Origin of the sequence: Proteus sp. fly-1089 (assembly GCF_040138965.1) — a bacterium.
Lineage (GTDB): Bacteria > Pseudomonadota > Gammaproteobacteria > Enterobacterales > Enterobacteriaceae > Proteus > Proteus vulgaris_B.
The window spans coordinates 1-21,919 of the sequence record NZ_JBEETS010000002.1; the positions used below are offsets into that span (position 1 = coordinate 1).

Annotated in this window: 21 protein-coding genes, 1 tRNA gene and 1 other annotated feature; of the genes, 7 read left to right on the forward strand and 15 right to left on the reverse strand. The window is 37.6% G+C overall.

Annotation, left to right across the window (positions count from 1 at the left end; genetic code table 11):
- The coding region (locus ABN080_RS06520) for a hypothetical protein (protein ID WP_349440665.1) at positions 1 to 195 on the forward strand (195 nt) is incomplete at its 5' end.
- A 104-nt stretch (positions 196 to 299) separates the two neighbouring features.
- Here ABN080_RS06520 and clpB read toward each other — a convergent pair.
- From clpB to rluD, 3 genes are all read right to left on the reverse strand, one after another.
- On the reverse strand, positions 300 to 2,873 hold the full coding sequence (gene clpB / locus ABN080_RS06525) for an ATP-dependent chaperone ClpB (RefSeq protein WP_196553681.1): 2,574 nt from the start codon (positions 2,871 to 2,873) through the stop codon (positions 300 to 302).
- A 144-nt stretch (positions 2,874 to 3,017) separates the two neighbouring features.
- Positions 3,018 to 3,749, reverse strand: a complete 732-nt coding sequence (gene yfiH / locus ABN080_RS06530; RefSeq protein WP_196553680.1) for a purine nucleoside phosphorylase YfiH — start codon at positions 3,747 to 3,749, stop codon at positions 3,018 to 3,020.
- The gene (gene rluD / locus ABN080_RS06535) at positions 3,750 to 4,727 is read right to left on the reverse strand and encodes a 23S rRNA pseudouridine(1911/1915/1917) synthase RluD (RefSeq protein ID WP_072070871.1); all 978 of its coding nucleotides are present in this window, start codon (positions 4,725 to 4,727) and stop codon (positions 3,750 to 3,752) included.
- Between the two features lie 135 nt (positions 4,728 to 4,862).
- Between rluD and bamD the strand changes: the two genes are divergently transcribed.
- From bamD to pheA, 3 genes are all read left to right on the forward strand, one after another.
- Complete coding sequence (bamD, locus tag ABN080_RS06540; protein ID WP_196553690.1) at positions 4,863 to 5,597, forward strand: outer membrane protein assembly factor BamD; 735 nt, start codon at positions 4,863 to 4,865, stop codon at positions 5,595 to 5,597.
- Between the two features lie 271 nt (positions 5,598 to 5,868).
- Positions 5,869 to 6,204, forward strand: a complete 336-nt coding sequence (raiA, locus tag ABN080_RS06545) for a ribosome-associated translation inhibitor RaiA (protein ID WP_072070873.1) — start codon at positions 5,869 to 5,871, stop codon at positions 6,202 to 6,204.
- Between the two features lie 155 nt (positions 6,205 to 6,359).
- Positions 6,360 to 6,476, forward strand: a sequence feature (Phe leader region).
- A 36-nt stretch (positions 6,477 to 6,512) separates the two neighbouring features.
- Complete coding sequence (gene pheA / locus ABN080_RS06550) at positions 6,513 to 7,670, forward strand: bifunctional chorismate mutase/prephenate dehydratase (protein ID WP_349439705.1); 1,158 nt, start codon at positions 6,513 to 6,515, stop codon at positions 7,668 to 7,670.
- An 88-nt stretch (positions 7,671 to 7,758) separates the two neighbouring features.
- Here pheA and ABN080_RS06555 read toward each other — a convergent pair whose 3' ends face one another.
- Positions 7,759 to 9,099 (reverse strand): anaerobic C4-dicarboxylate transporter, encoded by a 1,341-nt coding sequence (locus ABN080_RS06555; RefSeq protein ID WP_349440666.1) that lies wholly within the window; start codon positions 9,097 to 9,099, stop codon positions 7,759 to 7,761.
- A 442-nt stretch (positions 9,100 to 9,541) separates the two neighbouring features.
- Between ABN080_RS06555 and ABN080_RS06560 the strand changes: the two genes are divergently transcribed.
- Positions 9,542 to 9,697, forward strand: coding sequence for a hypothetical protein (locus ABN080_RS06560; RefSeq protein WP_349439704.1), 156 nt, complete (start codon positions 9,542 to 9,544; stop codon positions 9,695 to 9,697).
- A gap of 283 nt (positions 9,698 to 9,980) precedes the next feature.
- On the opposite strand, the gene tyrA is transcribed toward ABN080_RS06560, so the two are convergent.
- From tyrA to ffh, 7 genes are all read right to left on the reverse strand, one after another.
- Positions 9,981 to 11,105: a bifunctional chorismate mutase/prephenate dehydrogenase gene (gene tyrA, locus ABN080_RS06565; protein WP_349440667.1), complete on the reverse strand. Its 1,125-nt coding sequence runs from the start codon at positions 11,103 to 11,105 to the stop codon at positions 9,981 to 9,983.
- 35 nt (positions 11,106 to 11,140) lie between these two features.
- Complete coding sequence (locus ABN080_RS06570) at positions 11,141 to 12,235, reverse strand: 3-deoxy-7-phosphoheptulonate synthase (RefSeq protein WP_115350333.1); 1,095 nt, start codon at positions 12,233 to 12,235, stop codon at positions 11,141 to 11,143.
- A gap of 387 nt (positions 12,236 to 12,622) precedes the next feature.
- Entirely contained in the window at positions 12,623 to 12,976 is a 354-nt protein-coding gene (gene rplS, locus ABN080_RS06575; protein ID WP_036932575.1) for a 50S ribosomal protein L19, read from the reverse strand.
- Positions 12,977 to 13,028: 52 nt separating this feature from the next.
- Complete coding sequence (gene trmD, locus ABN080_RS06580) at positions 13,029 to 13,781, reverse strand: tRNA (guanosine(37)-N1)-methyltransferase TrmD (protein WP_072070877.1); 753 nt, start codon at positions 13,779 to 13,781, stop codon at positions 13,029 to 13,031.
- A 38-nt stretch (positions 13,782 to 13,819) separates the two neighbouring features.
- Positions 13,820 to 14,365: a ribosome maturation factor RimM gene (rimM, locus tag ABN080_RS06585; protein WP_072070878.1), complete on the reverse strand. Its 546-nt coding sequence runs from the start codon at positions 14,363 to 14,365 to the stop codon at positions 13,820 to 13,822.
- An 18-nt stretch (positions 14,366 to 14,383) separates the two neighbouring features.
- On the reverse strand, positions 14,384 to 14,632 hold the full coding sequence (gene rpsP, locus ABN080_RS06590; protein ID WP_004244772.1) for a 30S ribosomal protein S16: 249 nt from the start codon (positions 14,630 to 14,632) through the stop codon (positions 14,384 to 14,386).
- A 137-nt stretch (positions 14,633 to 14,769) separates the two neighbouring features.
- On the reverse strand, positions 14,770 to 16,131 hold the full coding sequence (gene ffh, locus ABN080_RS06595; RefSeq protein ID WP_109396311.1) for a signal recognition particle protein: 1,362 nt from the start codon (positions 16,129 to 16,131) through the stop codon (positions 14,770 to 14,772).
- Positions 16,132 to 16,303: 172 nt separating this feature from the next.
- Here ffh and ABN080_RS06600 point away from each other — a divergent pair, with 172 nt between their 5' ends.
- Both ABN080_RS06600 and ABN080_RS06605 read left to right on the forward strand, forming a co-directional pair.
- Positions 16,304 to 17,104, forward strand: coding sequence for a cytochrome C assembly family protein (locus ABN080_RS06600; RefSeq protein WP_349440668.1), 801 nt, complete (start codon positions 16,304 to 16,306; stop codon positions 17,102 to 17,104).
- A 33-nt stretch (positions 17,105 to 17,137) separates the two neighbouring features.
- Positions 17,138 to 18,412 carry a CNNM domain-containing protein gene (locus ABN080_RS06605; RefSeq protein ID WP_072070880.1) on the forward strand — a complete coding sequence of 425 codons (1,275 nt, stop codon included), beginning with the start codon at positions 17,138 to 17,140 and terminating at the stop codon, positions 18,410 to 18,412.
- A gap of 45 nt (positions 18,413 to 18,457) precedes the next feature.
- Here the strand turns inward: ABN080_RS06605 and ABN080_RS06610 are convergent, their stop codons facing one another.
- From ABN080_RS06610 to ABN080_RS06625, 4 genes are all read right to left on the reverse strand, one after another.
- Complete coding sequence (locus ABN080_RS06610) at positions 18,458 to 19,207, reverse strand: hypothetical protein (protein WP_349440669.1); 750 nt, start codon at positions 19,205 to 19,207, stop codon at positions 18,458 to 18,460.
- Positions 19,208 to 19,395: 188 nt separating this feature from the next.
- Entirely contained in the window at positions 19,396 to 19,911 is a 516-nt protein-coding gene (gene luxS, locus ABN080_RS06615; protein WP_072070882.1) for an S-ribosylhomocysteine lyase, read from the reverse strand.
- Positions 19,912 to 20,073: 162 nt separating this feature from the next.
- Entirely contained in the window at positions 20,074 to 21,657 is a 1,584-nt protein-coding gene (gshA, locus tag ABN080_RS06620; protein WP_072070883.1) for a glutamate--cysteine ligase, read from the reverse strand.
- A 185-nt stretch (positions 21,658 to 21,842) separates the two neighbouring features.
- Positions 21,843 to 21,919: transfer RNA gene (locus tag ABN080_RS06625), tRNA-Arg, on the reverse strand.

The window sequence follows — 21,919 nt, forward strand, 5'->3', positions numbered from 1 at the left end:
TTTTTTCTTTTCTCTTCACCGTCCTGCGTGGCTAGTTGTTTGCTCATCGCCGGTCAGTGGATGCGCATTATAGGGAGTTTTCTGAATGTGACAAGTATTATTTTCAAAAAACTTTTCGATAGCGCGCTTTGTAAGCAAACTGATGACCAATGGATAAATAATAATCACATATCGATTATAAAACAAACAAAATAATTATATTTAAGACGCTGACACAACTTAAACTGGCTAAAGCCCATAATAAAAAAGCCTACAAACTTCAGTTTGTAGGCTTTGCTAATAAATAGATAAAACATCAATTATTGTTTTGCGATTATCTTATTATCATCTAAATCTAAGATAATCTCTTTGCCTGGCAATAACTTGCCTGACAAAATATCTTGAGCTAATGGGTTTTCAACCTCTTGTTGGATAGCTCGTTTCAATGGGCGAGCACCATAAATTGGGTCAAAACCAACTTCACTCAATTTTTCTAATGCCGCACCTGTAATCGTGACGTGATAACCACGCTCTTCTAAACGTTGGTATAAACGACGTAACTGAATTTGTGCGATCGCGGCAATGTTTTCTTTACCTAATGGGTGGAATACCACAACTTCATCAATACGGTTAATAAACTCTGGTCTGAAATGATGGCCAACTACATCCATCACTATTGTTTTCATTTCAGGATAATCAAGTGTCCCGAAACGTTCCTGAATTAAATCAGAACCTAAGTTTGATGTCATAATCACAACAGTATTACGAAAATCGACTGTTCTACCTTGCCCATCCGTTAAACGACCATCATCCAATACTTGTAATAAAATATTGAATACATCGGGGTGCGCTTTTTCAACTTCATCTAATAAGATGACTGAATAAGGACGACGGCGAACGGCTTCTGTTAAATACCCACCTTCTTCGTAACCAACATATCCTGGAGGCGCACCGACTAAACGAGAAACGGAGTGTTTTTCCATAAACTCAGACATATCGATACGAACCATTGCATCATCACTATCAAACAAGAAATTTGCTAATGCTTTACATAATTCTGTTTTACCCACACCTGTTGGTCCTAAAAATAAGAACGAACCAATTGGGCGATTAGGATCAGACAACCCAGCACGACTACGACGTATCGCATTTGATACTGCGCTAACAGCTTCAGCCTGACCAATAACACGTCTATGTAATTCTTGTTCCATTCTTAGCAGTTTTTCACGCTCCCCTTCTAGCATTCTAGAAACAGGAATACCGGTCCAACGCGCTAAGATTTCAGCAATTTCAGCATCAGTGACTTTATTACGTAACAGCTTCATATGTTTATCTTCAGCTTTATTCGCTTCAGCAAGCTGTTTTTCTAACGTTGGGATCTGTCCATATTGGATTTCTGACATTTTTGCCAAATCACCACTACGGCGAGCTTGCTCTAATGCAATACGAGCTTGCTCTAATTCTGATTTAATATGTTGAGTTCCTGTCAGCTCTGCTTTTTCTGCTTTCCACTCTTCTTCTAAAACAGAATACTCTTTCTCTTTTTCAGCAAGCTCTTCATTTAGCATTTCTAAACGCTTTTTACTTGCATCATCAGACTCTTTTTGCAGGGCTTGTTGTTCAAGTTTCAGCTGAATAATACGTCTATCAAGTCTATCTAATGCTTCCGGTTTTGAATCCATTTGCATACGTAGGCTTGCACCTGCTTCATCAATTAAGTCAATCGCTTTATCTGGTAACATACGGTCAGAAATATAGCGATGTGATAAAGTTGCAGCTGCAACGATAGCTGGGTCTGTAATTTGAACATGATGATGAAGCTCATAACGTTCTTTCAGACCACGTAAAATAGCGATAGTATCTTCTACTGTTGGCTCTGCTACATACACTTTTTGGAAACGACGTTCTAAAGCAGCATCTTTCTCAATATATTGACGATATTCATCAAGTGTTGTTGCCCCAACACAGTGTAACTCACCACGTGCTAATGCCGGTTTTAACATATTACCCGCATCCATAGCACCATCAGCTTTACCAGCGCCAACCATAGTATGTAATTCATCAATAAACAGAATGACACTGCCTTCCTGTTTAGATAAATCATTTAAAACGGCTTTTAAACGTTCTTCGAACTCACCACGATATTTAGCGCCTGCTAATAACGACCCCATATCAAGGGAGAGTACTCGTTTATTTTTTAAACCTTCTGGCACTTCACCATTAACAATACGCTGAGCTAATCCTTCAACAATCGCCGTTTTACCAACTCCGGGTTCACCGATAAGTACTGGGTTATTTTTAGTACGACGTTGTAAAACCTGTATGGTTCTTCTGATTTCTTCATCACGACCAATGACAGGATCGAGTTTGCCTTGTTCTGCTCTTTCCGTTAAATCCACAGTATATTTTTTCAATGCCTGACGTTGGTCTTCTGCATTTTGATCGTTCACTGTTTCTCCACCACGTATTTTTTCAATCGCTATTTCAAGACTTGCTTTATTTGCACCCGCAGCTTTTAGCATATCAGCAACTTGACCACCGGTTTCCATTGCAGCTAAAAGGAAAAGCTCTGACGAAATAAAATCATCACCTTTTTTCTGTGCCAATTTATCGCACAAATTAAGGTGTTTAATCAGATCATTAGAGGGATGAACCTCTCCACCAGCACCTTCAACTTTAGGTAATCGAGACAAAGCTTCATTAATTCGCTCATTAAATTGCGATGCATTAACACCCGATGATGTTAATAGAGGGCGAATTGAGCCACCTTGTTGATTAAATAACGCACTCAGTAAATGTATGGGTTCTATAAATTGATTATCGTTCCCAAGTGCCAATGACTGGGCGTCTGCGAGAGCTTGCTGGAATTTATTGGTTAATTTATCCAGGCGCATAACACCTCCAAGTAAAATTTAAAGTAAAATTCGTAACTGGAGAATAGATGAGGTCATTTTGACAATATTCAAGCTCAAAATAAAATTTTGAGCAAAAATATTTATCAATATTTGAGATAAGTGAGAAAAACGGTTGAGAGAAGTTTATTTAATCCAGATTAATGACGCCATTCGACCTGTTATCTGTTCACGTCTATACGAAAAGAAACGCGATTTCTCTGTCACAGTACAGAAATCACCACCGTAAATCTGAGTTACCCCATTTTCCTGTAAAATTATTCTCGCTAACATATAGATATTAGCTAAATATTTACCATTATGAGGAATAAATGCAGGATCAAAGGCCTTATTTTTTTCAATAAAGGCCAAACGTACTTCAGCTCCAACCTCAAAAGCATTAGGGCCAATTGCAGGTCCCAGCCATGCCATTATTTGATGTTTTGGTGCTTTAAACTGTGCAAGTGTATTTTGTAATACACCATGGCAAAGCCCTCTCCACCCACCATGTGCTGCGCCAATTTCTGTTCCATCACGCGTTGTAAAAAGAACAGGTAGACAATCTGCCGTCATAATTGCACAAACTTTTTTCTCGGTAGCGGTATAAAGGGCATCACCTTCTACTTCATTATTTTTCTCAGTATTTAACGTAACAACGTGAGTGCCATGAACTTGTTCAAGCCATAATGGCATTTCAGGTAACTGAGCTTCTTGGCAAAGTCTGCGCCTATTTTCTTCAACGCGAGATAATTCATCACCAACATGTGTACCTAAATTAAGGCTATGATAAGGTGGTAAACTGATACCTCCCTCTCTAAGCGTACTGCAAGCCCCAATATTCTCAGGTTGTGGCCAATCTGGAAAAATCAATGAAGTCATTTACCAATCCATTTCATCTTTAAATTGTTCAGCATCATCTTTTAATACATCGATAAGCTTAACCATATCATCAGGTAACGGCGCATGCCATTCCATTTCAATACCTGTGATCGGATGATAAAGGCGTAACATCGTTGCATGTAATGCTTGTCTATCAAATAAACGTAGCGTTTCACGCAACTCTTCTGATGCGCCTTTTAAAGGACGTGGTCTTCCTGCATAAAGTTGGTCACCAATTAAAGCATGATGAATATGCGCCATATGAACACGAATTTGATGGGTACGCCCCGTTTCTAAGCGTAAACGTAAACGAGTATGAGCACGGAAATGCTCCATAACGCGATAATGTGTTACTGCTGGTTTACCCATTGGGTGTACAGCCATATGCGTACGCTTAGTTGGATGTCGAGAAATTGGTTCATTAACTAAACCACCCGCAGTCATCCTTCCTGTCGCAACTGCTTCATACTCACGCGTGATTTCACGACGTTGTAAAGCTTCAACTAAATGAGTTTGAGCTGGAACTGTTTTTGCAACAACCATTAAACCTGTTGTATCTTTATCCAAACGATGGACAATACCTGCGCGAGGTACATTAGCAATTTCAGGATAACGATAAAGTAATGCATTTAATACGGTACCATCAGGGTTACCAGCACCAGGATGAACAACGAGATCCCTTGGCTTATTGATAACTAAAATATCGTCATCTTCATAAACGATATTTAACGGAATATTCTGAGGCTCCCAGCGTACTTCCTCTTCAATTAAGGCATCGACTTCAATTTTTTCACCGCCAAGCATTTTTTCTTTTGGCTTATTGATGATTTTATCGTTAACCTGCACTCTATTGTCTAAGATCCACTCTTTTATACGAGATCTTGAATAATCAGGGAACATTTCGGCCAAAGCCTGATCTAAGCGTTGACCCAGCTGTGAATCTGCGACTGTAGCATTAAGTCGTATTTGTTGAGACATAAATAGTTTTCTATTAATTAAGTTAGTGTTTTGACGGCACAGCCGTTTCATTTAAAATGAGTTATAGTGTAACCGATTTTAGGGGAGCTTCACGGAGAGACTCCCCAAACCTATTCAGAGGATAATCAATACGTGATGAGACGCATTAAATACCTGGTGGCAGCGGCCACTGTAAGCCTGTTACTTTCTGGCTGTTCGAGTTCAGACAAAGACGCTACTGCCGATATGTCTCCTTCTGAGCTTTACACAACCAGTCAGGAAAAATTGCTAGATGGCAATTATGGAGCGGCTATCAAACAATTAGAGTCTCTCGATAATCGCTATCCTTTTGGCCCTTACTCGCAACAAGTTCAGCTCGACTTGATTTATGCTTATTATAAATCAGCAGAACTACCAATGGCGATTACTGCAATTGACCGTTTTATGCGATTAAACCCAACCCATCCTAATATTGACTATGTTCTTTATATGCGAGGCTTAACAGCTCAAGCATTAGATGATAGTGCATTACAAGGATTCTTTGGTATTGATCGTTCAGACCGTGATCCTCAGCATGCAATTGTGGCATTTAAAGACTTTAGTCAATTAGTACGTTATTACCCTGATAGCCTTTACGCTGCTGATGCAACCAAGCGCCTTGTCTTTCTTAAAAACCGTTTAGCAAAGTATGAACTTTCAGTTGCGAAATTCTATACTAAACGAGGGGCTTATGTCGCGGTTATTAATAGAGTAGAGCAAATGATGCGTGATTATCCTGATACACAAGCTACTCGTGATGCACTCGAATACATGGAAAACGCCTATAAAGAGTTAGGTCTGACACAAGAAGCAGATAAAGTGGCTTCATTGATTGCAGCAAATCCAGCTTAATCCAAACATCACCATCAAAAACAGCAGCTTAACGCTGCTGTTTTTTTATTCTTTTTTAGCTAAATTGTCTTTACTTTTCATCAGCCCAACCTTCCTAATATGACTGAATAAATACAACTTAACAAGCGTTCTTTTTCAGCTATTTATCATTTGTCACGTTTCTATTACTAGTTACACATACAACTAACAAAAAGTGATTTTGATCATGTTTTAAATTGTGTATCACGATATTCTGAAGTTATCGAAGACGGAGTAATTAAGAGGTAACTATATGATTATAAATATTACTAGCAAGCAAATGGAAATTACCCCAGCACTACGTGAACACATTGAAAGCCGTCTAACTAAACTTAATAAATGGCAGGTGAATTTAATCAATCCTCGTATTATTCTGACAAAAGACCCTAAAGGTTTTAGTGTTGATGCCAGCATTCACATACCAAATGGGCAATTGGTCGCTAATGCACAACACGCAGATATGTATGTCGCTATTAATGATTTGTTAGCGAAACTTGAGCGTCAATTAAACAAGGTTCAGCATAAAAATGAATCTCGTCGGGCTGATAACAGTTTGAAAGAAGAAAATTTACTTGTCGATGAAATATAAATAGTAAAGCTAGATTAAAAATTAGAATAAATCACTGACTCAAAACGCCTCTGCGCATCCTAGCGATGCGCTTTTTATTGTATTTTTCTTGACTCCTTTCACATCATCATGTTTGATAGCTATATGTTAAATAATTTACCAAACAATATAATGACGATGTATTCATTTTTGTCTTTCTTCTTTTTCTTTTTACTCTTTAATTAAGAGGCTTTGTCATTTCAGAAAGAAAAGTAAGAACGACAATAGCCTCCAAAAATGGAGGCTTTTTTTATTTATAATGGTATGACGCAAAGATATAGGGCTAAAACATGGAAAAACTCGATTTATTAGCAATCAGAGATAAAATCACAACGTTAGATTCAGAATTACTCACGTTGTTAGCAAATAGACGCCAATTATCTGCTGATGTCGCTCAATTTAAATTGAATACACATCGTCCTATTAGAGATAAAAATCGTGAGCGTGAATTACTTGATTTATTAATTGAGAAAGGAAAAAAAGTTGGTCTAGATGGTTTTTATATCAGCCGTATTTTCCAAATGATTATTGAAGATTCCGTATTAACCCAACAAGCGATTTTACAGCAACACCTAAATGCGACACCAAATGAATCTGCAAGGATTGCTTATTTAGGCCCGAAAGGCTCTTATTCACATATTGCTGCTCGCCAATATGCAGCCCGTCATTTTGATACAATCATCGATTGTACTTGTCAAAAATTTGACGATATTTTCACACTGGTTGATACAGGACAAGCTGATTACGGTTTATTGCCTATTGAAAATACCAGCTCTGGCGCAATTAATGATGTTTACGATTTACTACAAACAACTTCACTGTCTATTGTGGGTGAAATTCGTATTCCGATTAATCATGCGCTTTTAACAAGCGTTGATAGTTCGACAGAAGAATTACAAATTATTTATAGCCACCCTCAACCTTTCCAACAATGCAGCCATTATTTAAATCAGTATCCAAACTGGAAAATTGAATATTGCGAAAGTACGGCAGCGGCAATGGAAAAAGTAGCTCTTGCACAATCACCACATGTTGCAGCTATTGGTAGTGAAGCAGGTGGATCTCTTTATGGTTTAAAGCCCTTAGCGAATAATTTAGCAAACCAGCAAATAAACGTAACACGCTTTATTGTTATTGCACGTAAAGCGATTGATGTGTCAGAGCAAGTTCCTGCAAAAACAACGTTCTTAATGGCCACAGGACAACAAGCAGGTGCTTTAGTCGATGCTTTAATGATTTTAAAAAAATACGACATTATTATGACGAAATTAGAATCTCGACCTATTAATGGTACGCCTTGGGAAGAAATGTTTTATATTGATGTTCAAGCTAATTTGCGTGATATAAATATGCAAAAGGCTTTACATGATTTATCACAAACAACGCGGTCATTAAAAATATTAGGGTGTTATCCTTCAGAGAACGTAGTACCTGTTGAAGTAAAATAATAAAAAAGCCCAGGACTCAATAAATAAGCCAGATAGTGCATTACCATCTGGCTTTTCTTTTTATCTCATATTCTTAAATTATCACTAATTATAAGAAACCATACATCGCTGCAAACACCCAGCCAAAGATACAGGAAACTGTTACACCAATTAATCCCGGAAGGATAAAACTATGGTTAATAACAAAACGCCCTATTCGAGTTGTACCTGAACGGTCAAATTGAATAGCCGCTAAGTCACTAGGATAAGTTGGCAAAATATAATAACCATAACAAGCTGGTGCAGATGCAATAATATAAGCAGGATCAACACCAATACCCAATGCTAAAGGAACAATTGCAGCTAAAGCCGCTGCTTGAGAGTTAACAAATTTCGATACCAGTAATAAAACTACAGCATAAGCCCAAGGATATTCTCTTACTAATTGCCCTAATGCTGCTTCTATTTCTTTCATATGTGCAGAGAACATAGTTTCTGCCATCCAAGCAATACCATATACGGCAACAATTGCTATCATCCCTGAACGGAATACTTCATTTTTAGATATAAGAGATGGATTAGTTTTACAAATAATAATAATTGATGCACCTGCTAATAACATAAACATCTGAATAACAAGCACCATAGATAACGGTTTGCCATTAAATACAGGGCGTATTTCAGAAAAAGCACCTAATATCGCAACAACGGCAATAGCACCTAAAAATATCCACATTGCCACCCAGTTTTTCATTGGTAACTTTTTATCTAAAAGTGTTGCTGTATCACCGTAAACATAATCATGGTTTTCAGGAACTGAAATAAACTCTTGGAAGCGTTGATCTTTATCTAAATCCTTACCTCTAAACCAACTAAAAATACCAATCGCTAAAATACCAATAAAAGTAGAAGGAATGGTAATAGCTAATAAATCTAAAAACTCAAGATGTTTACCATTAAAAGTGACATCACCTAACATTGCCACTAAGGTTACAACTGCAACAGAAACAGGACTTGCAATAATCCCCATTTGCGAGCCAATAGTACTTGCTGCCATTGGCCTTTCTGGTCGGATATTATTTTTAATCGACACATCATAAATAATTGGCAAAATGGTATAAACAACGTGTCCCGTACCACATAGAATTGTTAGAGTACAAGTTACAAGCGGTGCAACAATAGAAATATATTTTGGGTTTTTACGTAATAATTTTTCTGCTATTTGCAACATAACGTCTAACCCACCCGACGCTTGCAATGTTGCAGATGCTGAAACAACAGCAATAATAACTAACATTACATCAACTGGTGGCTTTCCTGGTGGTAAGTTAAAAATGAAAACTAAAATAACCAGACCAACACCACCGAGCAGACCTAATGCTATTCCCCCTTTCCTTGCTCCATAAAATAGACACACTAATATAATGGCAAGTTGTATTATGAAATCCATAGTTTACCCCTTAAAAAAGACATCCGAATACAATTAAAAATAATACAATTAATAATTAAACATCTTTTGCAAAACTCATCCATATAAGGGTAATTTATCTACATCTTATTTTTCATTATTTGATCAAGGCGATGTTTTTAATATCACTTCCTTTTTTTATTTTATTTTAAGATCTCATCAACAATTAATTTTTAATAAAAATAAAACATTGAACATTAATTATCAGTTAATTAAACCAGATAATAACAACTCAATAACAATATAGCGCGAAAATAGAAATCACTTTATTATAAAAATAAACTTCTCTCCCTCTATTAAAAAATTATATTTAAATTGTTGTTTTTAAAAATATATTTCCCTTGGTAAAAAAGTCTATTATCAACCAAAGAGATTTGGGCCTTATTGGTATACTTTGAATCTTGAATATATAGAAGGAGAAAATATGAATACATTTATCGTATTGATTTTAAAACCATTTATCACTTCACTCTATGATAATATTGATACATACAGTCACTATCAATCTTATTCAATAATCAACGATCCTAACTCATATTTTTGTACGGTCAGTCCATGCCCTGATCCTAAAGATTACTAATTTATAATTATATTAATTTAAAGGAGATTTTATGAATAAATTATATATTTTAATAATCACATTAGTATTCACAAGTTATGCGGGAGCATATTTTCATAGTAAACAGAAAAATATACTACATTGAGCTCAAAACTCGCCTAGTACGTTCGACACAACTCGCTGTCTATGGCCACCTTGTGATGATGATTAGTAATATAATATTACATATTTACTGAATAATGAGCCAACAAAAAGCCGAATAACAAAATACGTTATTCGGCTTTCGTCTCGATTTATCATTTAATTAAATACGACTATCATTAGCTTTCTGTAATAGTACACCACTCTCTTTCATAAATTGAGAAGCATAATCACCAAACCAATCACTCACATTATTAAATGAATGAATAAATTCATTCTTTGCACTAATATCCAATAAATCGATAGCTTGGCCTAAAGAATGATGATACCTGCGAATTAATTCAATATTCTCTTTGGATGATAAAATAATATCTGCATACAGTTGCGGATCTTGAGCGAATAACCGCCCTATCATTGCCAACTCCAAACGATATATTGGAGATGAAAGTCGCAATAAGCTTGCTAAATCGACGTTTTCTTTAGCTAAATGTTGGCCATAAGCAAAGGTTGTAAAATGTCGAAGGGCTTGAATAAAACTCATGTTTTTATCGTGCTCTTCTGGCGTAATTGCCTCAATTTTAGCTCCCCAAACTAACAGTTGCTCAAGTAACCACTCAAATGCTTGGCGATCTCTGCCTTCACAATAAGCCACAACCTGTTTTGCTAAACTCGGTACATCAGGACCAAACATAGGGTGAAGACCAAGAACAGGACCTCTATGCGCTTTTAACATCGCCTCTAAAGGTGCTTTTTTAATAGAAGCGAGATCGACTAACAAACAACTTTCAGGTAAAAGAGGAAGCTTCTCAATAACCTCAACGGTTAAATGAATAGGTACACTAATAATAACCATACCTGCATTATCAAAAATAGCAGGTGATTTCGTTTGCCATTCATTTGCTTCTAAACTTTCAACTTGATAACCAGAAAGGGTAAATAAACGGGAAAATAGTTTTCCCATTTTGCCATTTCCCCCCACAATTACAATTTTACCCAGTTGAGGATTTAGCGTTTTAAAACCTTTGTCATTCTCTTTGGTATAAGATTCACGCATTACTCGGCGTAACACATCTTCAATCAAATCTGGGGATATTCCCATTTTCTGCGCATCATCACGTCGAGAAGTAAGCATTGAGGCTTCTCTATCAGGAGCATAAATCGGTAATCCATGGCGATTCTTAACTTCACCAACTTCAGCTACCAATTGCATTCTTTTCGCAAGTAAAGAAAGCAGTGATTTATCGACCTGATCGATTTGCTCACGCAAATGTTGTAATTCTTCAGCCATCTATGCTTGCCTCTTTTTCTTTATGATTATCTAACTTAACTTACTTTTTTAAATTGCTCTTCACGCTGAGCTAAAATAGGTGAAATTCGTGCATGTAAATTTCTTAATACAGATTCTGTTGTTTCCCAACTAATGCATGCATCGGTGACTGAAACACCATATTTCATTTCGCTACGAGGCTGTTCTGATGATTGATTGCCTTCATTAATATGACTTTCTAACATAATACCGGTGATAGATTCATTACCTTTAGTGATTTGTTCAATCACTGAATCCACCACGGCGGTTTGACGACGGAAATCTTTATTTGAATTGCCGTGACTACAATCGATCATTAATGACGGTTTTAATCCTGCTTTTACCATATGGGCTTCACATTGTGCCACATCTTCTTCATGGTAATTTGGCGTTTTACCACCGCGTAAAATAACATGTCCATCAGGGTTACCTTGCGTTTGCAGTAAACACACTTGCCCTGATTGATTGATTCCCATAAAACGGTGCGGCATAGAAGCAGCCTTCATCGCATTAATTGCCGTATCTAGATTGCCATCGGTTCCATTTTTAAAACCCACCGGCATTGAAAGCCCTGATGCCATTTCACGGTGAGTCTGAGATTCTGTTGTTCTTGCACCAATCGCAGACCAACTAAATAAATCCCCTAAGTATTGTGGATTATTAGGATCTAATGCTTCTGTTGCCAAAGGCAAGCCTAATTGTACGAGTTCAGTTAATAGTTTACGGGCAATATGTAACCCTTTTTCCATTTCAAAGCTACCATCCATAAATGGATCGCTAATTAAACCTTTCCAACCCACTGTTGTACGAGGTTTTTCAAAGTAGACACGCATCACAATGTACAGACTATCACTTAATTCAGACGCTAATACCTTCAGACGTTTTGCGTAATCGATAGCAACATCAACATCATGAATGGAACAAGGCCCACATACCACAAGTAAACGAGGATCACGGCGTTGAACAATTTCAGAGATTGTTTGACGTGATTGAGCAATGGCATGCAGATCATTGCGACTCAATGGGTATTTTTGTTTTAACTCTTCAGGCGTAATTAAAACCAGCTCTTCGCTGATATTCACATTATTGAGTGCGTCTTTTTGCATGATCATAATTTTTACCTTTTTATATCTGTCATTGTGATTTGTTGTCTGTCTGAAAGATAAGATAACATGCAATGTAAAGAAATCAATCCGTATTTTCAATAAAATTGACACAAATGTAATAAAAAGTTTACAAAAAACGAGTTAATAAAATACAACCCTTAAATTACAATAAGTTAAATTTTATTCAAACGATAATAAAAATGTGACTTTGATTAAATTAAAAGAAAAATATGTAATTAAATATTTACACATTATCTTTTAATGAATCTTGGAATAAGAGGAGCAAAAAGAGAGGAATATAAAAACAAATAAAAATATAATAAAAATTCGCCATAAAAAAAGGTCAGCAAACGCTGACCTTTTAACAATAACTTTCGGATGTGCGAAAGCGTATTATTTAGCGTTAAGACGCTCTTTGATACGAGCAGCCTTACCTGAACGCTCACGCAGGTAGTACAGTTTAGCTTGGCGAACCGCACCACGACGTTTCACAGTGATGCTATCTACGACTGGAGAGTGAGTTTGGAATACACGCTCAACACCTTCGCCATTAGAAATTTTACGAACAGTAAATGCAGAGTGCAGACCGCGGTTACGAATAGCGATAACCACGCCCTCGAATGCCTGCAGACGTTTTTTAGAACCTTCAACAACCCATACCTTAACTTCTACATTATCGCCTGGACGAAATGAAGGTACATCTTGCTTCATTTGTTCTTGTTCGATTTGCTTAATAATATTGCTCATAATAACTCTCTTACCCTAGGTAAACTGATATTAATGACACCATGTGTCAGACTTACTCTGCTGTACTTTCCAGATATTCCCGTTGGAACTCTGTTAACAGCACTCTTTGCTCGTCAGTCAGAGCTAGGCTTTCCAGAAGCTCAGGTCTTCTTAGCCAGGTTCGACCCAGTGATTGTTTCATACGCCAGCGATTAATATGTGCATGGTTACCTGACAGTAGAACTGCCGGAACTTCCATACCATCTAATACCTCTGGGCGAGTATAGTGAGGATGATCCAATAAACCTTCAGCAAAAGAATCTTCTTTTGCTGAAGCCGCATGCCCGAGAACCCCCGGAACAAAACGTGCTACAGCATCTATCATTATCATGGCAGGTAATTCCCCACCACTTAATACGTAATCACCCACAGACCATTCTTCATCGATTTCTGTTTGGATGACACGCTCATCTATACCTTCATACCGACCACAAACTAGAATTAGCTTCTCATTTGTTGCCAGTTCACAAACTCCTTGTTGATCGAGTTTGCGTCCCTGAGGTGATAAATAAATCACCTTTGCTCCATCACCTGCCGCAGCTTTCGCTTGATGAATGGCTTCCCTTAAGGGCTGTACCATCATCAACATACCAGGACCACCGCCATAAGGACGATCATCAACGGTATTGTGTCTGTCGTATGTAAAATCTCGGGGATTCCAACATTCTACATTAAGCAAACCATGCTTAACTGCCCGACCAGTCACCCCGTACTCGGTTATAGAGCGGAACATTTCTGGAAATAGGCTAATTACCCCAATCCACATTTTCGTGTCCCACTATTGAGAACCGTTAACCGGATAATCTAAAAACCAGGATCCCAATCAACGATAATTTTTTTCGCTGAGAGATCGACTTTCTTGATAACCTGCCCATCAAGAAACGGAACTAACCGTTCCCCAACACCGAATGCATCTTTCAGATTAGCTTTAATGACCATTACGTCATTTGAACCAGTTTCCATCATGTCAGTAATGACACCTAAATCGTAGCCTTTGTCAGTTTCAACATGGCAACCCATCAGATCTTTCCAGTAATACTCACCGTCAAGTTCAGGTAGTTGCGATGTATTCACGACAATTTCAACATTAGTCAGGAAATTAGCTGCATCTCTGTCGTCAATACCTTTTAGCTTGACGATAATATCTTGGTTGTGATGTTTCCAACTTTCAATTTCAATGGTTTCCCATTGTCCATGTCGTTGAATAAACCACGGTTGATATTCAAAAATGTTTTCGGCATGTTCGGTGGAGGAAAAAACTCTGAGCCAACCACGGATCCCGTAAGGTGAGCCCAACTTACCCATAACAATAGGTTCTACAGGCTCTTTTAAGGTTTTTTGTTCGCTCATTGTTACCACCGCGACAGATTAAGCGCTTTTCTTCGCTGATTTGATCAGGCCAGCAACACGTTCTGAAACAGTTGCGCCTTGAGCAACCCAGTGTTCAACACGGTCTACGTCTAAACGTAATTCTTCTGCATTACCGGTTGCCAGTGGGTTATAAAAGCCTACGCGTTCAATGAAACGACCATCACGCGCATTGCGGCTATCGGTTACTACTACTTGGTAAAACGGACGCTTTTTTGCGCCGCCACGAGCTAAACGAATTGTTACCATAACATCCTCATTAGTTAATAAAACAACCAGACGCCATCGAGGAACGGAGTCCGGTTGTCATATAAAAAGCCCGAAAAGTTTACTCACTTTGGGGAAAAAAGCAATCCAAAGCACGTTTTTTTTCCGGCTTTTTGATTTTAACGGCCTGGAAATCCCGGTGGCATCATACCTTTCATGCTACGCATCATCTTAGCCATGCCACCTTTTTTCATTTTTTTCATCATGCGTTGCATATCATCAAACTGTTTTAACAAACGGTTGACGTCTTGCACTTGCGTTCCTGAACCCGTCGCAATACGGCGTTTTCGAGACCCTTTGATGATTTCGGGTTTTTGGCGCTCTTTTTTAGTCATGGAATTAATAATAGCTTCCATTTTCACTAAAATTGAATCATCCATTTGTGATTTTACAGCATCTGGCACCTGAGACATACCTGGCATTTTACTTAACATACTCGCCATGCCGCCCATGTTTTTCATTTGCTTTAATTGATCTAAGAAATCATTTAGATCAAAGCCATCACCTTTTTTAAGTTTCGTCGCCAGCTTTTCAGCTTGAGCTCTATCAACTTTGCTTTCAATATCTTCAATCAAAGACAGAACATCACCCATGCCTAAAATACGAGAGGCAATACGATCTGGGTGGAAAGGTTCTAAAGCTTCTGTTTTTTCCCCAACACCGAGGAATTTGATAGGTTTGCCTGTGATATGACGAATTGATAACGCCGCACCACCACGCGCATCACCATCAACTTTCGTTAAGACAACCCCTGTTAATGGTAACGCTTCATTAAAGGCTTTTGCTGTATTTGCTGCATCTTGACCTGTCATAGCGTCAACAACAAATAAAGTTTCAACCGGATTAATGGCTTTATGAAGAAGCTGGATCTCCTCCATCATGCCTTCATCTACGTGCAAACGTCCTGCGGTATCCACCAGTAATACATCATAAAATTGAAGCTGTGCATGTTTTAATGCATTGCTTGCAATCGTCACAGGGTTTTCTTGCACTGTTGATGGGAAGAAATCAATGCCAACCGTTTCAGCCAATGTTTCAAGTTGTTTAATTGCCGCTGGGCGATAAACGTCAGCAGAAACAACCAGAACCTTTTTCTTCTTTTTCTCTTTTAAGAATTTACCTAATTTTGCAACACTGGTTGTTTTACCAGCACCTTGCAAGCCTGCCATTAAAACAACAGCAGGTGGCTGAGCAGAAAGATCAAGGTCAGTATTGACTTCACCCATCGCATTGACGAGTTCATTTTGAACTATCTTCACAAACTCCTGACCCGGAGTCAGGCTTTTGTTAACTTCATGTCCTACTGCGCTTTCTTTAACTCGCGCAATAAAATCACGAACCACAGGCAAGGCAACGTCGGCTTCTAATAACGCCATACGCACTTCACGCAGTGTCTCTTTAATGTTTTCTTCGGTCAGTCTTCCTCGACCGCTTATATTGCGCAACGTGCGCGATAATCTGTCACTTAAATTCTCAAACATTATCTTAGCTCAGTGTTAAAGTTGGGCTTATCAGTATGTATGCCATCGATTATATCACGATGACTCGCGGATCTCTGCATAGAGATTTAAGCTTAATGACTTCAATAGTTGGAGCCGAATGCTCCTAGCGCTATACTAGGAAGTTATTCAAACAATATATGTAAGCGAAACTATGCCCGTTATATCAATCTCTATCGTCGCTGTCTGCGCTTATTTACTCAGTCTGGTGCTCATTTTACCGGGTCTGTTACGAAAAGAGCAAAATGGATACCGCGGATTAGCACTCCTCTTCGCGGTTATTGCGCTTGTTGCGCATACTATTTCATTAAAATTTTTAATTTTCCGCCCTCACAGCGGGCAGGATCTTTCACTCACCAATCTAGGTGCCGTTGTAAGCCTGATGGTCTGCGTTATTATGACGATTGTGGCTTCTCGTGGCCGAGCATGGTTTTTACTGCCTATTGTTTATTGTTTTGCAATAGTCAATCTTGTCATCGCGGCACTCATGCCTGGTGAGTTTGTTACACATCTTGAAAGTAGCACATCACTCTTTATTCACATTGGGCTTGCATTATTAAGTTATGCCACATTATTGATTGCGGCGTTATATGCATTGCAACTGAGTTGGCTAGACTATCAACTAAAGAATAAGAAGCTAAAATTTTCACCTCAAATGCCACCATTAATGACAATTGAGCGAAAAATGTTTCACATCACACAAGTGGGTGTTGTATTACTAACCCTAACATTGTGTACAGGTTTGGTGTATATGGATAATATTTTTGGTAAAGAAAATATCCATAAATCAATTTTTTCTATCATCGCTTGGTTTGTTTACGTCATTTTATTATGGGGGCATTTCCGCGAAGGATGGAGAGGAAAAAAAGTCATTATTTTTAACTTGATTGGCGCCATTATTTTGACATTAGCTTTTTTTGGTAATCGTTTATTACAAGAGTTAGTGCTTAATTAATTTTTATTTTAGGGTAGCAAAAGGATCTCAATTTTGGAGCATGTCTCGACAACTACGCTCATTATCATACTAATAGCGATGATTATTGCCTCAGCTTATTTTTCTGGAACAGAAACCAGCATGATGACGATTAATCGTTATCGTCTTCGTCATGCAGCCAAACAAGGAAATCGCTCTGCAAAACGTGTTGAAAAACTATTACAACGCCCCGACAGATTGATCAGTTTGGTATTAATTGGCAATAATCTGATTAATATCGTCGCATCGGCATTAGCGACTATTGTGGGTATGCGTTTATATGGTGATGCTGGTGTTGCTATAGCCACGGGTGTCCTAACATTTATTATCCTCATTTTTGCTGAAGTGCTTCCAAAATCAATAGCGGCCCTGTATCCAGAACGAGTTGCTTATCCAAGTAGTGTCATTCTCTCTCCTTTGCAAACACTGATGCTACCTATTGTTTGGTTTTTTAATAAAATTACATTAATACTGATGCGAATTTTAGGGATCAAATCGCCAGTAATACAAGGTAATGCCGTTTCAAAAGAAGAGCTACGAACTATTGTAAATGAGTCAAAATCAAAGCTTTCCCAAAGAAATCAAAATATGTTGATTTCTATTCTTGATTTAGAAAAAGTGACTATTGGCGATATTATGGTGCCAAGAAATGAGATTTTTGGTATCGATGTTAATGACGAATGGAAATCCATCGTAAGACAGTTAACTCATTCTCCTCATGGTCGAATAGTGCTTTATCGCGATACTCTTGATGATGCCATTGGTATGCTGCGAGTACGAGAAGCCTATCGCTTAATGACTGAGAAAAAAGAATTCACCAAACAAATTTTGATGAAAGCAGCTGATAAAGTCTATTTTATCCCTGAAAGCACACCTTTAAATTTACAGCTTGTTAATTTTCAGCGGAATAATGAAAAAGCAGGCATTGTGGTTGATGAATACGGTGAAATTCAAGGTTTAGTCACTGTTGAAGATATTCTAGAAGAAATTGTGGGTGATTTTACCACCTCAATGTCACCTTCATTAGCAGAAGAAGTTATCCCTCAAAAAGATGGTTCATTGCTCGTTGATGGTACAACAAATATTCGAGATATCAATAAAGCATTTGGTTGGCATTTACCTGAAGATGAAGCCAGAACCATTAACGGCGTCATTATTGAAGAGCTTGGCGACTTACCCGTTGTCGGTAATAAGATAAAAGTCAGTGATTATGAATTTGAAATACTTGAAGTTCAGGACAACGTCATCAAAAAGGCTTTAATTCGCCACCTCGTGTTCCCTCATCATTGATGAATACAAAATAAAGCGCTTATTTAAGCGCTTTATTTTTGCTGTTTATCCGAGCTCAAATCGTAATTTACTATTACGAAAATCAAATTCTCTCGCGTGATTCAAATAGAAAGGATCTATCACTTGTTCTGTCTTAAGTTGAGTGGGCCTTACTTGTTGATAATCAGAATAAAAACCATGATTCTTTACCCACATCACTAAGTTAAGCGCAGGTTCATGAGAATAAGAATAACCATACTCTTCTCGTCGGCATATAAAACACGCTATTTCGCCTCTGTTTAAAGTAAGAGAAAGAGACTTACGTGGGAAATTAGTAATGATAGAGCCATCATCTTTTACTGATTCAATATTGAAATGATGAGGCGCTAAAGTCTGAATGTTTTCATATTTTAAATCTAAATTTTCACCAGAATAACTATTAGTTTTAACTCTATCTTCCTGAAAATACCAATGATATTCTTCATCTTCTTTTTCTTTATAGAGATAATCTCCACCGATTTTTATTATCGTATTAGTTTCAGCTTTAGTTATTTTTGCAAATCGTTGAGTCTCTATTTCTGAGGAGAATAACAAATATTCAGGCTTGATAATGAGCTCTGGTTCAGAGTGAAACCGCCTAACATGCTGTTTATGTACACTCTCAAAATAACGATATTCTTGTGCTTTAGAAGGGCCTTGATAGAAAAAAGCATCTTTAGGAAATTGAGTGCGTAACGTGCTTTTACCAAAAAAATAAAATTCTCGAACAAAAAACTCTAAAACCAATTTAGGCGATGAGAATTGGTGATTTTCCATAACAAAAGTGTACTCCGTGTATTAAGCATAAATTTAATCCATTATTGTGATAACAATATAAGAAGATAAGAAAATAAAACAATGGGATAACGAAAAAAAATAGGATGGTAATTAGAATAAAAAGAGACAATAAATCAGGATGCGAATTTCTTGATCTATTGTCCCCTAGTTTTATAAAGTAGCTAAGTCTAGATATGTAGCTCTTTTAATGTCTCTTCAGGAAGTGCTAATTCGTCGTTATGATTAATACCAATATTATGAGCTAAAATATCTCGTGCGATATCTTGTGCTTCAGTCAGAGAATGCATTTCATAAGTACCGCATTGATACACATTTAACTCAGGGATATGATTTTGATCTTTTACTTTCAAAACATCTTCCATTGCTGCTTTCCATGCATTAGCAACTCGCTGTTCTTCTGGTTTCCCAATTAAGCTCATATAGAAGCCTGTACGGCATCCCATTGGGGAGATATCAATAATCTCAACACCATTACCATTAAGATGGTTACGCATGAAGCCAGCGAACAAGTGCTCTAATGTGTGAATTCCTTTCTCAGGCATGGCTTTTTTATTTGGCACAGTAAAACGTAAATCAAATACCGTGATAGTATCACCAGATGGCGTTTTCATTGTTTTAGCAACGCGTACAGCTGGTGCGGACATACGTGTATGGTCAACAGTAAAGCTATCCAATAAAGGCATAAAAAACCTCCTAAGAAAAATTTAAATATTTTTAAGAAAAAATGAAACTTTCTGCAAGTAGCCCGGTCTTAGTAATGAATACGCGCAAAATGTTATCATCCCTATTTCTCTATAGAATTTTTCAGCCACACAAATATTAGTGTGGCTTTTTTCTATCTAAGTTTAGGAAGCCACGTTATCGGCATTTGCCCCTGCATGGATCTTCAAATACTCATCAAAAGAAATGGTATCACTCTTTTCTAACTCTTCTTGACGTTTTATGGATGAAATTCTCTCATGATCAAAAGCTTCATCAGTCAACGTTTCATAAGACGTTTTAATTAATTCTTGGTAATACTCTTCCGCTAAAGATAAACCATAACTACCAATACCTTGTGTTTTGATTTTCTCTAACAGTCTGCCAGAGAAGGTTAGTTCTGGATTATCAAACATTTCTTCTAACTTAACGCAAACTTCCATATATTTTGTGCCAGAACAACAATCAAGAACATTTGCCACACGTTTTAAATCCGCAAATAACGCTTTACCAACTTGTGCTAATGGCTCTTTTCTCTCACCACAACCCATTCCAATAACTTGACCAGGCTTACGCCCTTCTAGAATAACGTTATTCCAATTTGCACGACAACACGCTAATTCAGAAGCATTCATTTCTGGTGCATCAGCTAAAACACACCAAATTAAAAATAAATCAAGGAAACGAATTTGAGTTTCATCGACACCTATTGGCGTAAATGGATTGATATCAAGCGAACGAACTTCGATATATTCAATACCACCACGTAATAAAGCATCAGAAGGCGATTCATCCCCTTTAACGACACGCTTAGGACGAATAGGCGCATAAAGCTCATTTTCAATCTGCAGTACATTGGTATTTAATTGAATATACTCACCATCTTTATTCTTAACACCCAGTTTAGCAAATTCGTCAGATGGTTTATGAATCGCTTTTTTCAGCCCTTTAACATAGGTTTCGAGATGATTAAAGGTAATATCTAAATCACTTTGCGATTTATTGGTATATCCTAAGTCACTTAAACGTAATGACGTCGCATAAGGCAAATACTTCGCACCTTTGGGCGTACTTTCAAATGGTAAATTTGTTTCTCTTCCCTTCAAGAAAGATCCACAAATTGCTGGCGATGCACCAAAGAAGAATGGAATAACCCAACCAAAACGATAATAGTTACGGATCAAACGTAGATAACCATCTGAAATAGCTTCTTTACCACTTTCTTCATCTTTTACATTCGCCCATGCTTGCCAAAATTCAATAGGCAATGAAAAGTTATAATGCACACCAGAAATGGTTTGCATTAAAGCACCATAACGATTTTTCAATCCTTCACGATATAGGGTTTTAAAACGCCCTACATTGGATGTGCCAAATTGAGCAAGCGTAATCTTATCTTCCGCTTCAATAAAGCAAGGCATACTCATAGGCCACATACGTTCATTATCTAAGTGACGTGCCGTATAACGATGTAAATCACCTAAAAAATGCAGGGTATGTGAAATATTGTCATCAACAGGCGTAATAAACTCTAACAGGGATTCAGCGAAATCCGTTGTGATCCATTTATGAGTTAATGATTTACCTAATGAAATAGGGTGCTCTGTTGATGCTAAATTGCCTTCTGGCGTTACTCTTAAGGTTTCGCGCTCAATACCACGGTGGATGCCACATAAAACTTTAGGGTGTGCTTCCAACCAAGAAAGTGCTTTGGATACGTCCGGGATCAAAGGTGACCTCCCGCGTTGATTAATGTAAGTAAATAGATAGGAGTTACTTTATCGTAAAGTCACTAAATTGTCGCTGATTAGATGATGTTAGCGTTGTTAGTTGATGCTAAACAAAAGTTTAACATTATAAGAAATAAGAGAATTATAGAAAGCAAAAAGCCTCGCTATTTGCGAGGCTTTAAAGATGGTGCATCCTGGAGGATTCGAACCTCCGACCGCTCGGTTCGTAGCCGAGTACTCTATCCAGCTGAGCTAAGGATGC